The 12,277-nt window shown below is 57.3% G+C and carries 13 protein-coding genes and 2 pseudogenes; 4 read left to right on the top strand and 11 right to left on the bottom strand.

From position 1 onward, the window contains the following. The first annotated feature begins 301 nt into the window (after positions 1-301). Entirely contained in the window at positions 302-1,303 is a 1,002-nt protein-coding gene (locus tag ACWGKN_RS12550; protein ID WP_424253125.1) for an IS110 family RNA-guided transposase, read from the top strand. A gap of 103 nt (positions 1,304-1,406) precedes the next feature. On the opposite strand, the gene ACWGKN_RS12545 is transcribed toward ACWGKN_RS12550, so the two are convergent. The 7 genes from ACWGKN_RS12545 to ACWGKN_RS12515 all read right to left on the bottom strand — a co-directional run bounded on the left by ACWGKN_RS12545 (position 1,407) and on the right by ACWGKN_RS12515 (position 7,400). Beyond that, on the bottom strand, positions 1,407-2,882 hold the full coding sequence (locus ACWGKN_RS12545; RefSeq protein ID WP_452095374.1) for an RNB domain-containing ribonuclease: 1,476 nt from the start codon (positions 2,880-2,882) through the stop codon (positions 1,407-1,409). A gap of 134 nt (positions 2,883-3,016) precedes the next feature. After that, on the bottom strand, positions 3,017-3,694 hold the full coding sequence (locus ACWGKN_RS12540) for a type 1 glutamine amidotransferase domain-containing protein (protein WP_452095373.1): 678 nt from the start codon (positions 3,692-3,694) through the stop codon (positions 3,017-3,019). A 25-nt stretch (positions 3,695-3,719) separates the two neighbouring features. Continuing rightward, positions 3,720-4,754: an NADP-dependent oxidoreductase gene (locus ACWGKN_RS12535; protein ID WP_452095372.1), complete on the bottom strand. Its 1,035-nt coding sequence runs from the start codon at positions 4,752-4,754 to the stop codon at positions 3,720-3,722. A gap of 175 nt (positions 4,755-4,929) precedes the next feature. Further along, entirely contained in the window at positions 4,930-5,433 is a 504-nt protein-coding gene (locus ACWGKN_RS12530) for a hypothetical protein (RefSeq protein ID WP_452095371.1), read from the bottom strand. Between the two features lie 58 nt (positions 5,434-5,491). Further along, positions 5,492-5,899, bottom strand: a complete 408-nt coding sequence (locus ACWGKN_RS12525; RefSeq protein ID WP_035226983.1) for a type II toxin-antitoxin system HicB family antitoxin — start codon at positions 5,897-5,899, stop codon at positions 5,492-5,494. After that, a complete protein-coding gene (locus ACWGKN_RS12520) occupies positions 5,896-6,090 on the bottom strand; it encodes a type II toxin-antitoxin system HicA family toxin (RefSeq protein ID WP_035227027.1) in 195 nt (64 codons plus the stop codon). The genes ACWGKN_RS12525 and ACWGKN_RS12520 overlap by 4 nt, the downstream gene beginning before the upstream one ends. 68 nt (positions 6,091-6,158) lie before the next feature. After that, a complete protein-coding gene (locus ACWGKN_RS12515; RefSeq protein ID WP_035226986.1) occupies positions 6,159-7,400 on the bottom strand; it encodes a tyrosine-type recombinase/integrase in 1,242 nt (413 codons plus the stop codon). A 620-nt stretch (positions 7,401-8,020) separates the two neighbouring features. On the opposite strand from ACWGKN_RS12515, the gene ACWGKN_RS12510 reads away from it, so the two are divergent. Both ACWGKN_RS12510 and ACWGKN_RS12505 read left to right on the top strand, forming a co-directional pair. Next, positions 8,021-8,308 (top strand): DUF2959 family protein, encoded by a 288-nt coding sequence (locus ACWGKN_RS12510; protein ID WP_424253114.1) that lies wholly within the window; start codon positions 8,021-8,023, stop codon positions 8,306-8,308. Next, positions 8,286-8,594, top strand: a pseudogene (locus ACWGKN_RS12505) (DUF2959 family protein); the annotation flags it as partial. The gene ACWGKN_RS12510 and the pseudogene ACWGKN_RS12505, both read left to right, overlap by 23 nt. Positions 8,595-8,657: 63 nt before the next feature. Here the strand turns inward: ACWGKN_RS12505 and ACWGKN_RS12500 are convergent. From ACWGKN_RS12500 to ACWGKN_RS12490, 3 genes and pseudogenes are all read right to left on the bottom strand, one after another. Beyond that, positions 8,658-9,005: pseudogene (locus ACWGKN_RS12500) on the bottom strand (flavodoxin family protein); the annotation flags it as partial. 192 nt (positions 9,006-9,197) lie between these two features. Then, positions 9,198-10,019 carry a DUF4405 domain-containing protein gene (locus tag ACWGKN_RS12495; RefSeq protein WP_452095370.1) on the bottom strand — a complete coding sequence of 274 codons (822 nt, stop codon included), beginning with the start codon at positions 10,017-10,019 and terminating at the stop codon, positions 9,198-9,200. An 8-nt stretch (positions 10,020-10,027) separates the two neighbouring features. Beyond that, the gene (locus tag ACWGKN_RS12490) at positions 10,028-10,594 is read right to left on the bottom strand and encodes a flavodoxin (protein ID WP_452095369.1); all 567 of its coding nucleotides are present in this window, start codon (positions 10,592-10,594) and stop codon (positions 10,028-10,030) included. Between the two features lie 348 nt (positions 10,595-10,942). On the opposite strand from ACWGKN_RS12490, the gene ACWGKN_RS12485 reads away from it, so the two are divergent. Continuing rightward, positions 10,943-11,845, top strand: a complete 903-nt coding sequence (locus ACWGKN_RS12485) for an AraC family transcriptional regulator (protein ID WP_035226990.1) — start codon at positions 10,943-10,945, stop codon at positions 11,843-11,845. 126 nt (positions 11,846-11,971) lie between these two features. On the opposite strand, the gene ACWGKN_RS12480 is transcribed toward ACWGKN_RS12485, so the two are convergent. Then, the gene (locus tag ACWGKN_RS12480) at positions 11,972-12,250 is read right to left on the bottom strand and encodes an iron-containing alcohol dehydrogenase (protein WP_035226993.1); all 279 of its coding nucleotides are present in this window, start codon (positions 12,248-12,250) and stop codon (positions 11,972-11,974) included. Between the last annotated feature and the right edge of the window lie 27 nt (positions 12,251-12,277).

Below are 12,277 nucleotides of genomic sequence, written 5' to 3'. Positions count from 1 at the left end.
ATACTGTGCAATGGTCGTATTTCTGCCGTTGCGGTGTTCCTGGTTGCCGTGATGAAGACTGTATTGTCAGCAAAGGGGGCGGCTGGTTTATTGCTAACCTCATTTGATTTAGACGACTTAGGGGCCGTTACGAAATAACCGTTACATTTTTCACCATTTCGTTACGGCCCCTTATGCCGGAAAGGTATTTCTGTGTAACGGTTATTGTTGGACGACGGCTTAGCAGAAGAATCTAGCTGAAGATCTTGCGTATCTTCTTGTTTTCACAGATTAATATTGATTGACTGTTGGTTGATTTTAGATGATTTTTCAGGTTTCAGTTGTAAAGGATTCCTTAACAACTCACCGCCAGGAGCTTCTTCTTCCAACTGTTCAGGATACCTTTACGATTCCCCCGCCGGCGCCGCGCCAGGTTGTTGTCCGATCCATTGCCAGCACCCTGTTCGGCGCCCTGGGTGATGGTGGCCTGGTCGGTGCCGGAGTGACGGTTTCAATCATTAATCCCGCCCAGATCAAGGACTTCAGCCGTGGGCTGGGCGTGCGGACCAAGACTGACGGCGTCGATAGTTTTGTTATTGCTCGTTATGGCGCCCTGCTCAAACCGGTCGCCTGGCAACCCCCCTCTCCGGAGATTCGTGTATTGCGGGCGCTTCTGGCTCGTCGGGAAGCCATTGCCCAAGACTTGCAACGAGAGCTTAAGCGCCTGGAAAAAGCGGATGCAACCGAAACCTGCACCCTTATCCGGCAATCGATCGATGACTCCATCGACTTTTTGCGCAAACAACTTGCCAAGTTGCAGCAGGATATCGACAACCATGTTGATCGCCATCCCGATCTGCGCCGCGACATGGAACTTTTGACCAGTATTCCCGCCGTCGGCCGGCAGACTGGAACCAATCTGCTGGCAATCGTCCAAGGCCATCGTTTCGATTCGGCCGAACAACTTGCCGCCTATCTGGGCCTGGTTCCGGTTGAAAAGCAATCCGGATCGCCCGTTCTGGGGAGAACCAGACTCTCGAAAGCCGGTCCACCCAGAATCCGGGCCATATTGTACATGCCGGCTGTTGTAGCGACCAAATACAACCCGCATGTCAAAACGGTCTATGATCGACTTGTGGCCAGAGGCAAAGCCAAAATGGCCGCGCTTGGCGCCGCTATGCGCAAACTCGTTCATCTTAGTTTGGCGTCCTTAAAACCCGCGTGCACTATCAAGCGGATTATGCAAAAAACGGTTGACTTCCAAGACGGTATCTGCGGTCGAAATGACAGGGGACAGTCGCTAGACAAGGGACGGTCGCTGTGAAAGGGGCGGGTGAAATATTAGGGATTTCGACCACGTCCTGCACGAGAGTGACGTTTTTTAGACGAAGCACACCCCCTGGCATCGGATTCTGCGATAGCCATCCTTACCCCACTTTCTTAAAGTCGATAAATCCGCGCTCCACATTCGTCCTGACCAGCTGCACCTGGAGCTCGTCACCGACATCCATGCCTTCAAATCCGCTCTCCAATCTTCCTTCGATGGGTGGTTTGAGAAGACGGACCCAGGTGCCTTTGCCTGACGCTCCGGTGACAATGGCATCGAACTGCTCTCCGATCCTCGATTCCAGCAGCATGGCCGCAGCGGATTTTATGACCTGCCGTTCAACCTTTCTTACCGAGTCTTCCTCTTCGGTGCAGTGCCTGGCCAGCGCCGCCAATTCGTCGATCTGGTAAGGCAGGGGATCTCCAGCCATAGCGGCTTTCAGCAACCGCTGGGTAATCAGGTCGGGGAAACGGCGGTTCGGGGCGGTGGAGTGGGTGTAATCCTTGACCGCCAGGCCGAAGTGCCCGGAGACATCGCCTCCCGGAACTTCGACGGCGTATTCGCCCGCACCCATCAGCTTGATGACGCTCAACGAGAGATCGGCAAAACGGAGAGGATCAGCGGCCTTCGCCGATTTCAGGAATTCCTCAAGGGCCACTGCATCAGGTTGCCCGGGCAGGGCTCCGCCCCGTGCCGCGGCAAGCTCGACAATCCGCTCCCAGCGGTCGGGGCTGCGGACCACCCGCCGCAGCGACGGAAATTTTTTGGTCTCGAGGTATCGTGCGGTGACGCCGTTGGCGGCGATCATGAAATCCTCAATAATCTCCTTGGCCCTGTTCTTTTTTTCGGCTTTCAGGTCCTTGAGGTTATCTCCGTCGAATACTGGACGTGCCTCTATGGTTTCGAGATCAAGGGCGCCGTGCAGGTGCCGGAGGGTCTTGAGTTTCTGGGCCAAGCGGTCCTGGAGTCGCAGGTTCTCGTCGAGACCTTTGACCGTGTCGATCCCTTGCGGCATCGGGCCGTTACCCTCAAGCCAGGAGGCTACGCCGTTGTAGGCGAGTTTGGCCCGATTGCGGACTGTCGCGCCATAGACATCCGAGTCCTGAATCGATCCGTCCCCGGCGACGACCATCTCAACAACGATGGCCATGCGGTCCGATGCAAAGTTGAGGGAGGTAAAATCTGTGGAGAGCTTCTCGGGCAGCATCGGAAAAATCCCGGCAGCCGTGTAGACCGAGGTGGTGTTCTGCCGGGCATGGTCGTCAAGCGCCGATTGCTTTTTGACGAGCGCGTCAACATCGGCAATGGCGACCAGGATCTTTGCGCGACCGTCGGGCATGGCTTCGGCAACCGTAAGCTGGTCCAGGTCACGCGAATCATCGTTGTCGATGGAGCACCAGGAAAGGTTCCTGAGATCGCGCGTGGATTTCGCAACCGGCGTCGCCGGCCCGTGGATTCGGTCGAGCTCGGCGAGTGCCCGGGCCGTAAATTCCGGTGCAAGCCCTCGATCCAGCATCGCCTGATGGGCTATGTTCTGGAGGATCGAGCGGTGCGGCCTTTCGTTTGCCTTCGTCATACTCTCACCTGCCTGGAAAGGTTTTCAGATTCTGCCATGACTCGAGTCGCCACGGGGCCGGGCATCATCGGCAAGAAGGTGCTGCAGGCTTTGCAGCGCATCCGTCACCGATCGGCCCATGCGGCTGGCGGTTTTCAGGTCAGTTTTGCCAGCAGCGCCCTGGCCGCCGGCTCGGAGGAGGCAGGGTTCTGCCCGGTGATCAGCAGGCCGTCGGTCACCACATGGGCCTGCCAGTTCGCCGCTTTCGAATATCTGGCCCCGTTGTCCCTGAGCATGTCCTCAACCAGAAAGGGCACGACCTCGGTCAGCCCGACCGCCTGCTCCTCGGAGTTGGCGAAGCCGGTTACCGCCTTGCCCCGGACCACGGGAGAGCCGTCGGCTGTTTTTGGGTGCCGCAGCACGCCAGGGGCATGGCAGACGGCGGCCACCGGTTTGCCAGCCGCCAGCATCGTCTCGATCAGGGCGATGGACGAGGCGTCTTCGGCCAGATCCCACAGCGGACCGTGACCGCCGGGGTAAAACACCGCGTCGAAATCGCCGGCGGAAACCTCGGCCAGCCTGCGCGTGCCGGCCAGATCGGCCCGTGCCGCGGGATCTTCCTTGAAGCGGCGGGTGGCTTCGGTCTGGGAGGCCGGATCGTCGCTCTTGGGATCGAGCGGCGGCTGGCCGCCACGCGGCGAGGCCAGGGTGATTTCCGCGCCTGCATCCTTGAAAACGTAGTAGGGGGCCGCGAATTCCTCCAGCCAGAAACCGGTCTTTGCGCCGGTATTGCCGAGTTTGTCGTGCGAGGTCAGAACCATAAGTATTTTCATGGTATATCTCCTGCTTGCAACAGTTTCAGTCGCCCGCGACGCGAATGACCAGTTTGCCGAAGTTCCGGCCTTCGAGCAGGCCGATGAAGGCCTCGGGGGCGTTCTCGAGTCCGTCGACGATGTCTTCGCGGAACTTGACCCTGCCCTCCTTCAGCCAGGTGCTCATTTGGCTCTGGAACTCGCCGTAGCGAGGGCCGTAATCTTCGAAGATAATGAAGCCCTGCATCTTGATGCGCTTGACAAGCATGTGGCGGGCCAGCAGCCCCAGGCGGTCCGGACCTTCCGGCAGGCCGGTCTCGTTGTAGTGGGCGATCAGGCCGCACAACGGGACGCGGGCCTTGACATTGAGCAGGGGCAGGACTGCGGCGAAGACCCGGCCGCCGACGCTCTCGAAATAGACGTCGATGCCTTTCGGGCAGGCGGCGGCCAGCTGCTGCTGGAAATCGCTGCTGCGGTGATCGACGCAGGCATCGAACCCCAGTTCATCGACCACGAAACGGCACTTCTCGGCGCCGCCGGCGATACCGACCGCCCGGCAGCCTTTGATCCTGGCGATCTGACCCACCACGGAACCGACCGCCCCGCTGGCGGCGGCGACCACCACCGTCTCCCCGGCCTGCGGCTGACCGATGTCGAGCAGGCCCATGTAAGCCGTAAAACCCGGCATGCCGAGAACGCCGAGTGCGGTCGAGGGGCGGGACATCCGGGCATCGATCCTGACGAGGTCGGTGCCGTCGGAGAGGGCATATTCCTGCCAGCCGCTGGAACCCAGGACCAGATCGCCCGGCTGGTAGTCCGGGTGCCGGGAGACTGCCACCTGCGACACGGTGCCGCCGACCATTACCTCACCGATCGCCATCGACGCGGCGTAGGACCGTGCATCGCTCATGCGGCCGCGCATATACGGGTCGAGCGACAGGTACAGGGTGCGCAGCAGGACCTGCCCGGGTCCGGGCTCCGGTACGAGGCCCTCCTCGAGACGGAAGTTGTCGGCAATCGGTGCGCCGACGGGACGTGAGTTCAGGACGATCCTGCGGTTGATGGTTTTGTTTTCGGCCATGGTATTTCCCTCATCTGTAGTGGATACTCCGGGTGGATTATTGGTGGTCGTCGGACTTGCCTGCCTCAATGAGAAGCGGTCATGAGACAGGCCGATGCCAGGTCGGATCTACTCCCGTGAAATAATTTCTGCACCCGGGGACAGAGATCACTTCTCAGCGATGCCAGAGGCCTGACTATTTACGGGATATCCTATTGATCAGGACGACCAGCAGGACTATCACCACCACGCCGATCAGCGTCCAGATCCACATCCCGCCGCCGAACCATCCAGCCATTCCCCCGCCCATCCATCCGTTTGTATGCATCATTATAAAATATGATTCTTCTCGATCAGGAAGGAAGCCAGTTATCTCGCTTGGAATTAACAATTGCCACCACCCTTCAATTGGCACAGGAGGAAGCCAAGCCTTTATTTCTTTTCCATCAAAATAGGGTTTTTCATAAGGCGAGAGACAGAGATTTATCTTAATCCCATTTATATTATCTGGTTGAAAATCAGTTAGGTTAACAGAAAGCCATAATTTTTTTTTGGCAGCCAGTTGCAATATGTCGTTTTCAGTTTTGCGCCATTTTTCAGCAAGTTCAGCAAGAGAATAACAATATTTATCATCATTGCACATTGCACCCTCACAAAGAATCCTCTGAAGAAAATCACCGGGCAGGCCGTCAGGGTTCACGGCTTTTCATGGATCAATCTATCCCGGTGAAAAAAGACTTACATATAGACATTCTCAGCTATCGACATCCATGGGCGATCCGCTCAAGCGCGGCATTGACCAGGAAACCGCTGCGGGTTTCTCCCCTGGCCGAGACATACCTGTCGATCCGGGAGAGGACCCGGCGCGGGACGCTGATGTTGATCCGTTCAGTCTTGTCGTCAAGCAGGGCGCTGTCGATATCGACAATCGCCCAGATCATCCCGGCATACTCGGGATTGTGGACGTGATCGGCAATCCTTCCCGGTGCGGGTATGGTCTCTCCGGCATCAAGGGCCGTCTCGATCCACAGGGCGATTGCCTCCCGGCTGTTTTCGACCGCCTCGTCCATCGTATCGCCGGCGGAAAAACATCCGGGAAGATCCGGCACGACAACGCCGAATGCCGTGGTCTCGGAACCTTCCTCAATAGCGATTGGATACTTCATGGTGTCACCTCGTGAATTCCTGCTTGTTTCAGGATCTTCGTAACCAGCCCCGAGCCAAGGTCTTTCTTGGGATGAGGAATGGTGATATGCCCTGGCCTGTTCGGATGTGTGAGAATATGGTGCGAACCTTTCACCCGCTGCACGGTCCACCCGGCATCCTCAAGCCGTCGAATCAATTCCCTGCTGCTCATATTGTGTATAGTATACACTTGCTGGTGATAGGTCAATGGCTGCCAGGAAAACGGCTTTTCGGTGAAGGTCATTGTCCGTTGCTCTGTCGCCTCATCCGTGTGATCTTTCCGCCCTGCTGCCGGTCGAGAACCGCCATCGCAGATTTGATGCTGTCGTCGTTGATATGGCTGTATCGCATCGTCATTGTCAGCGTCTTGTGCCCCAGGATCTTGGCTATGACAGGGATCTCAACACCGGCGTTGACGAGGGTCGAGGCGCATGAATGCCGCAGGGAGTGGAAGACCACCTTCAGGCGCCGGTCGTCGATGCCGTCATTCAGCCTCAGCCGGTTCACGCTGTCCATGAAGGTGTTGGATACCCGCGCCATCTTTCGCCCGTTGGAGTCAACGAAAACGAGGTCGTCAGGCCGCCCCGGTTGAATCTCATCGAACATCCCGAGAACGGTATCGGTCAGGTAGACCGCTCTGGTCTCCCCGTTCTTGGGATCGAGCACCAGTATTTCCCTGTTCTGAATGTTGACGTGCTGCCAGCGGAGATTGGCGATCTCGGAGAAACGCATCCCCGTATTCAGGGACAGGAGGGAGACGCGCCAGGTCGTCAGGGAGTACGCTTTGACATCGGCCAGGAGTACCGCCGCCTCCGCCGGCGACAGATACCGCTGCCTCTTGTTGTCGATCCTCTGGCGCTCGAGGAAATGGGTGGTGGGTACATCGCCGGCATAGAGCTTATGTTTCATGGCGAAGTGATAGACCTGCCGAACGATGCTCTTGACGTAGCCTATCGACCGAGGCGCCTTTCCCGCCTTGGTCATCTTCGCCCGGATCTTCTCCAGGTCGAACAGTAGGATCTGATCGAGGCGCTTCCTGCCGATGACAGGCGCTATCCAGTTCTTGTAATAGTTGGCCTCGTCTTTCAGGCTCTTCTTGTGCTCGTTCGATTCGCAATACCGCAGGAAGACGTTGTCGAAGATGATCCGGTTCTCCCGGGCCTGCCGGCGCTCTTCCTCCTGGCGTTGCCGCTCGACCTCGTCAAGATCGGCTTTTCTCAGCGCCTTGAGTTCGGCCAGGGTGAAGGGTGGGGTCATGTTCCGGCGGTTTTGTCGGAGTTCAAGCGCGGTGGAAACGATGTCGTCCTCATTCTTGAAATCGTCCCCCTCCCACCCGTATGTGTCGGTGGTGGTCCGGCCCTGCCATTTGTAAACCGCCACATAATACCGGGTCGGCCGCTTACTCCTTCCGACCCCAACCGACCGCGTGTTGTCTTCGCGATATCGTAAACCGTATTTCCCGACCGAGACCCATTCTGCCATGATCCGTGTGTCCTCCGCTTATGAGTTTGTACAACTCCTGTACAACCTTTTTCGGTAAATCGGATGATGTTCTATGAAATATGTTGCAGAATAAGTCCTTGATAGTCAAGGGATAGTGAATTTAAGTGAACTAACGGGAAAGTGCTTAGAACGGATTGAAAATCCGTGTGTCCCTGGTTCAATTCCTGGTCCCGGCACCAGCAGATACAAGCGCTTAGAGTTTCAAGACTCTAGGCGCTTTTTGTTTCGATGGATTTGTCCCGCCCCTGTCCCGCCTATATGATTTTGCTTCTCTGGTCGCAGAGGATCATGACGGCATGGAGTCCGGGCAGGCATCAGTGCCCGATAAAAGACCTTGAGGTCCTTCAAATGCAACATGGCGAACCCCTTCCGGAATGGTTCCCCTGCATTCACCCCCGGATACCCCCGGTCGCCCCTCGCTGAGGGTCCCCTTGTCTTCAATGAGTATCCATGCTTTATTTTTTCAACTGTATCCGGGGAGCACACAGAGAACGTGTACCCTCACATGATCCCGCCGATACCTGATGCCCTCGATGGGCAAAAGGTAGCCAAAGTCCTTTTCGCCGTACCACAGCGCAGGCATAACGAAGGAGATACCCATGAAACTGACACTGCCCTTACTCGCAGTCATCGTTCTCGGACTTGCCGGCTGCAGCAGCGTGTACTACGGCACCATGGAGAAGATGGGCGTTCACAAGCGCGATATCATGGTCGATCGCGTCGAGGAGGCGCGTGATTCCCGGAATGAGGCGAAACAGCAGTTCCTCGCCGCCATGGAACAGTTCAAGAGCGTTGTCAACTTCCGGGGCGGCGAGTTGGAGGAGGAATACGACAAACTCAATACGACGCTGAAGAAGACCGAGGCTGAGGCACACCAATGTCCGTGACCGCATCGATGCGGTCGAGGATGTCTCCGAGGCCCTGTTCAGCGAATGGCGCGCCGAAATCAAGCAGTACTCCAGCGACAGCCTGCGCCGGGAGAGCCAGAGGAAGTACGACGTCACGGAGAGGAAATACGAGGAACTGATCAAGGCAATGAAGAGGGCCGAGTCCAAACTCGAGCCGGCTCTGGTGCCCCTGCGCGACCAGGTCCTGTTCATGAAGCACAACCTCAACGCCAGGGCGATCGCCGGGCTGAGTGACGAAGTGATCAGCGTGCAGACGAATGTGGACAAATTGATCCGTGACATGGAGAGCGCCATCGCCGAGGCCGATAAATTCATTGCCGCGCTCCGGGAAGAATTCTTTGTTGCTGATTTCCTGGTACCGAGAACAGGTCCTGTCAATCAACGTCTTCATCTGGGCCGCCATCATGTAAGAATAGACCGGTGTCGCCATCACGATCACGTCAGCCGCTATCGTCTTCTCCAGAATTTCCGCCATATCATCCTCCTGTGAACAGACTTTGCCATCAGAGAAACAAACTCCGCAACCTGTGCAGTAGCTGACGACCTGATCGCCAAGGAAGATCTTTTCCACTTGATGCCCGGCATCGAGGGCGCCACTGGCAAATTGATCGCACAATATATCCGAGTTTTCATGCCTTCTCGGACTGGATGAGATAATGATCACCTTCTTCTTCATTTGGAAATCCTCCTTCGGATAGTTGTCGGTTAAGGGATGCTTTGGCGATGTCGGTGGAGACTCAACCGCCGATCGATTCGTCGAAAAGGTATTTCCGACTGACCGCGAGCAGGACGATGGCCGCTGCCGCTTTGACCGCTGGGCGGCAGGGCAGAAAGCCGAGCAGACTTGCAATGACCTGGCAACACGGAATCAGTGAGGGGAGTGGCAGGCGCATGGTGTTCTCTCTCTATCATTTCCTTCCGGGGAAGGGGGCTTGTTCGAGGTGCGGAGGCCGGTCGTCACGAGATGCCAGGGGCGACGGCCCCCAGTGCCGGATGTTCCAGCGCGTTGTTCCTGCCGCACTGTTGTGCCGCTGGACAAGGCCTTGAGAGCTGTGCTGGTGATCACCGCATAGACACCGATGATCGCCAGGTAATTGACGAAGAAGCCGGCGGAAGACTGCTCGAAATCCCAGAAATCAAATGAGTAGATCATGAATAATTTTGAACAGATATCCCTGTCGAACGAGGCCTTGATGCCGTAGCCGAGGATCGCTGCCGGCACCAGCATCCGGACCGGCCCAGGGACTCGATATCGATGTGGCAGCGGAATCATTTTTCTCAGCAAGGCCGCCATTCTTGCCAGCTGCACTCCCAGATGGACGGCCATCAGGATCAGGAACCACTGCGCGGCCGTGGAATGGATCTGGCGAAGGGTCAGGTTGCCCTCGCCCGCAACGACCGCAAAAATGGAGCGTGAGAGCATGATGCTGCTCCCGATCAAGATTCCGATGGCGAGAGTCAGCAGGATATTGACCACGATATCGAAACGGCCGCGATTGCTCTGCCATCGTTGCCGGAGCGACGCATGCCATTGCCGGTTCAAGGCGTTATGGACTATGAACAGACCAACCATCACAGCTCCAATCAGCTCATGGATCCGGTTCTCGGTCAGCTTGTTGGCCATTGCCAGCAGGATCCCGGCAAGCATGAGCGCATCGACCGCCAGTTTGACGCGTGTTGTGCGATTCATTGCTGTTCTCAGTTTTTCGGCAGGTTCAGGTCAGCCAACCAGTCCGCAACATCGTTGCCTGCGGATCTGCTTTCGACCGCTTTGCCGCGAACGGCGAGACCATCGAGAATGGTAGCCCGGGGAGCAAGCGCCTGCATATCTGTGACACTGCGCCCCAGATAGCTCCCCTCGTGGGTGCAGAAAGGAACGAGTACCTTGCCGGCAAGGTCATAGTGCTCGAAAAAGGTGAACAGCGCCATCGGCATGGTCCCCCACCAATTGGGATAACCGATAAAAATGACGGAATATGAATCGATATTGTCAAATGCAGTCACAAGCAGCGGCCGGTACTTGTCATTCTGCTCTCGTTTGGCCTGTTCAACGACTGTGTCATACTCCGGCGGGTAGGGATTGGCGGTTTTCAGTTCCGCCAGATCTCCGCCGACCTGCTCGTGTATCCGCTCAGCCAGGGCCAGGGTGTTGCCGGAATGGGAAAAATAGAGCACCAGGGATTGGCCCTTTTCGGCGGCAATACTGACGTTGCTGAAGATGAAGAGCCCTGTTGCGACGATTGCAAGGATGAATCGAAATTTCATGACAAATTTTATTCTTCAAGAGTGAGTTGAGTTCCACAACAACTCCGGGGTGCGGCGAGCTGTCGGGAACGGCTGAACGTGCGGATCCGAGCCGGGCGATGGCCTGCCCGGGAAGAGGTATATTGCTCATGGCCTGCTCATCGCCCCAGCCCCTTCCTTCTTGTTGCCCCCATTCCCGGGTACAATAGCCCGGAACATGTGAAGGACGATAGACAAATCCTGCTCATTTTTTGCCCGATCCTCCCGAAGCAACGATTCATGTCGCAATTTGATTTTTTATGTGGCGTAATTATAAGTGGAGAATTACTCCCACAGCATTGAATCGACGGGACAACCGAGGACAACGCCATGGAAAACGCAGTTGAGGATTTAGGCAAACGCATTGCCCGATGGACCGAACATGGCGAATTGCTCACAACCGCCATCCCCGGTCTGGCCCTGTTCCGGAGGGAAGAGCCCACCGAGCCGAGCAGCGGCATCTACGAACCGAGCATCTGCCTTGTCGCCCAAGGGGCCAAGCGCGTCCTGCTCGGTGAAGACACCTATGTGTATGATGCGCAGCACTATCTGATCACCTCCGTGCATCTCCCCACGGTCGTACAGATCATCAGCGCCAGCCGCGACAAACCCTACCTCGGCCTCAGGTTGACCCTTGACCTGGGTGAGGTTTCGCAGATGATGGTTGACAGCAAGCTTCCGCCGCCGCACCGTCTGCCGTCGAATCGCGGCATGGCCACCGGCGAGGTCACCCAGCCGCTCGTCACCGCCTTCAACCGGCTGATCGACCTGCTCGGTGATCCGCAGGACATCCCGATTCTGGCGCCGATCATGCAGAAGGAGATTGTCTATCGCCTCCTGACCGGCGACCAGGGAGCGCGCCTGCGCCAGATAGCCTCGGCAGGGAGCCAGAGCCACCAGATTGCCCGCGCCATTGATTGGCTGAAGGGCAACTATACCGAACCACTACGAATTGACGATCTTGCCAGGCAGGTCAACATGAGCACTTCGACCTTTCATCATCACTTCCGGGCACTGACCGCCATGAGTCCGTTGCAGTATCAAAAACGGCTGCGGTTGAACGAGGCCCGGCGCCTGATGCTGGTGCAGCCGCTGGATGCGACGACTGTGGCCTTTCAGGTCGGCTATGAAAGCACCTCGCAATTCAACCGTGAATACAGCCGCTTATTCGGTTCGCCTCCCCTGCGCGACATCAAAAATCTGCGGCAGATGTCAGCCGTTGAGACCATGTAACGCATCTTCGCTCAGGTCGGCCGATGTCAGCCAGGCGCAAAGAGCGGCAAAAGAGGGGCGCACCCCTTCGCGATTGGCGGAAGGGGAACGCCCTGGGTGGTTGCCGGCGCTGATGGCTCGTCGCCGCTAACGGCATTCAAGCTCTTGTTTCCTCTGCCGCCCTGACATCGTCCTGTTCGCCAACCCCATGACACTGCGGGCGAAACCCGCAAAGAGCGGCAGATACCCGGAGGCGGTGCGCATGGTGTGGCGCATCCAGGACGGGGTAAGCAGGGCCAGGGTGACGCCGTGGGTCATGTCGTACCTGCTGGAGAGCTCGTGGCCCAGGCCGTGCAGCGGAAAGGCGAACCCGGGCTTGCCCAGCATGAGCTGGAAGCCGGCCAGGGCCATCGAGCTGGCCCACATCAAGTTCGCTGGTCAGTGCGGAAAACG

This window comes from Desulfoprunum sp. (assembly GCF_053613775.1).
This window is presented reverse-complemented; position numbering and strand designations above follow the sequence as displayed.

Excerpts from the sequence above, each read along its gene's own strand:
- ACWGKN_RS12550 (WP_424253125.1), top strand. The coding sequence starts at position 302 with ATGATTTTTCAGGTTTCAGTTGTAAAGGATTCCTTAACAACTCACCGC.
- ACWGKN_RS12545 (WP_452095374.1), bottom strand. The coding sequence starts at position 2,882 with ATGACGAAGGCAAACGAAAGGCCGCACCGCTCGATCCTCCAGAACATA.
- ACWGKN_RS12540 (WP_452095373.1), bottom strand. The coding sequence starts at position 3,694 with ATGAAAATACTTATGGTTCTGACCTCGCACGACAAACTCGGCAATACC.
- ACWGKN_RS12535 (WP_452095372.1), bottom strand. The coding sequence starts at position 4,754 with ATGGCCGAAAACAAAACCATCAACCGCAGGATCGTCCTGAACTCACGT.
- ACWGKN_RS12525 (WP_035226983.1), bottom strand. The coding sequence starts at position 5,899 with ATGAAGTATCCAATCGCTATTGAGGAAGGTTCCGAGACCACGGCATTC.
- ACWGKN_RS12520 (WP_035227027.1), bottom strand. The coding sequence starts at position 6,090 with ATGAGCAGCAGGGAATTGATTCGACGGCTTGAGGATGCCGGGTGGACC.
- ACWGKN_RS12515 (WP_035226986.1), bottom strand. The coding sequence starts at position 7,400 with ATGGCAGAATGGGTCTCGGTCGGGAAATACGGTTTACGATATCGCGAA.
- ACWGKN_RS12510 (WP_424253114.1), top strand. The coding sequence starts at position 8,021 with ATGAAACTGACACTGCCCTTACTCGCAGTCATCGTTCTCGGACTTGCC.
- ACWGKN_RS12495 (WP_452095370.1), bottom strand. The coding sequence starts at position 10,019 with ATGAATCGCACAACACGCGTCAAACTGGCGGTCGATGCGCTCATGCTT.
- ACWGKN_RS12490 (WP_452095369.1), bottom strand. The coding sequence starts at position 10,594 with ATGAAATTTCGATTCATCCTTGCAATCGTCGCAACAGGGCTCTTCATC.
- ACWGKN_RS12485 (WP_035226990.1), top strand. The coding sequence starts at position 10,943 with ATGGAAAACGCAGTTGAGGATTTAGGCAAACGCATTGCCCGATGGACC.
- ACWGKN_RS12480 (WP_035226993.1), bottom strand. The coding sequence starts at position 12,250 with ATGTGGGCCAGCTCGATGGCCCTGGCCGGCTTCCAGCTCATGCTGGGC.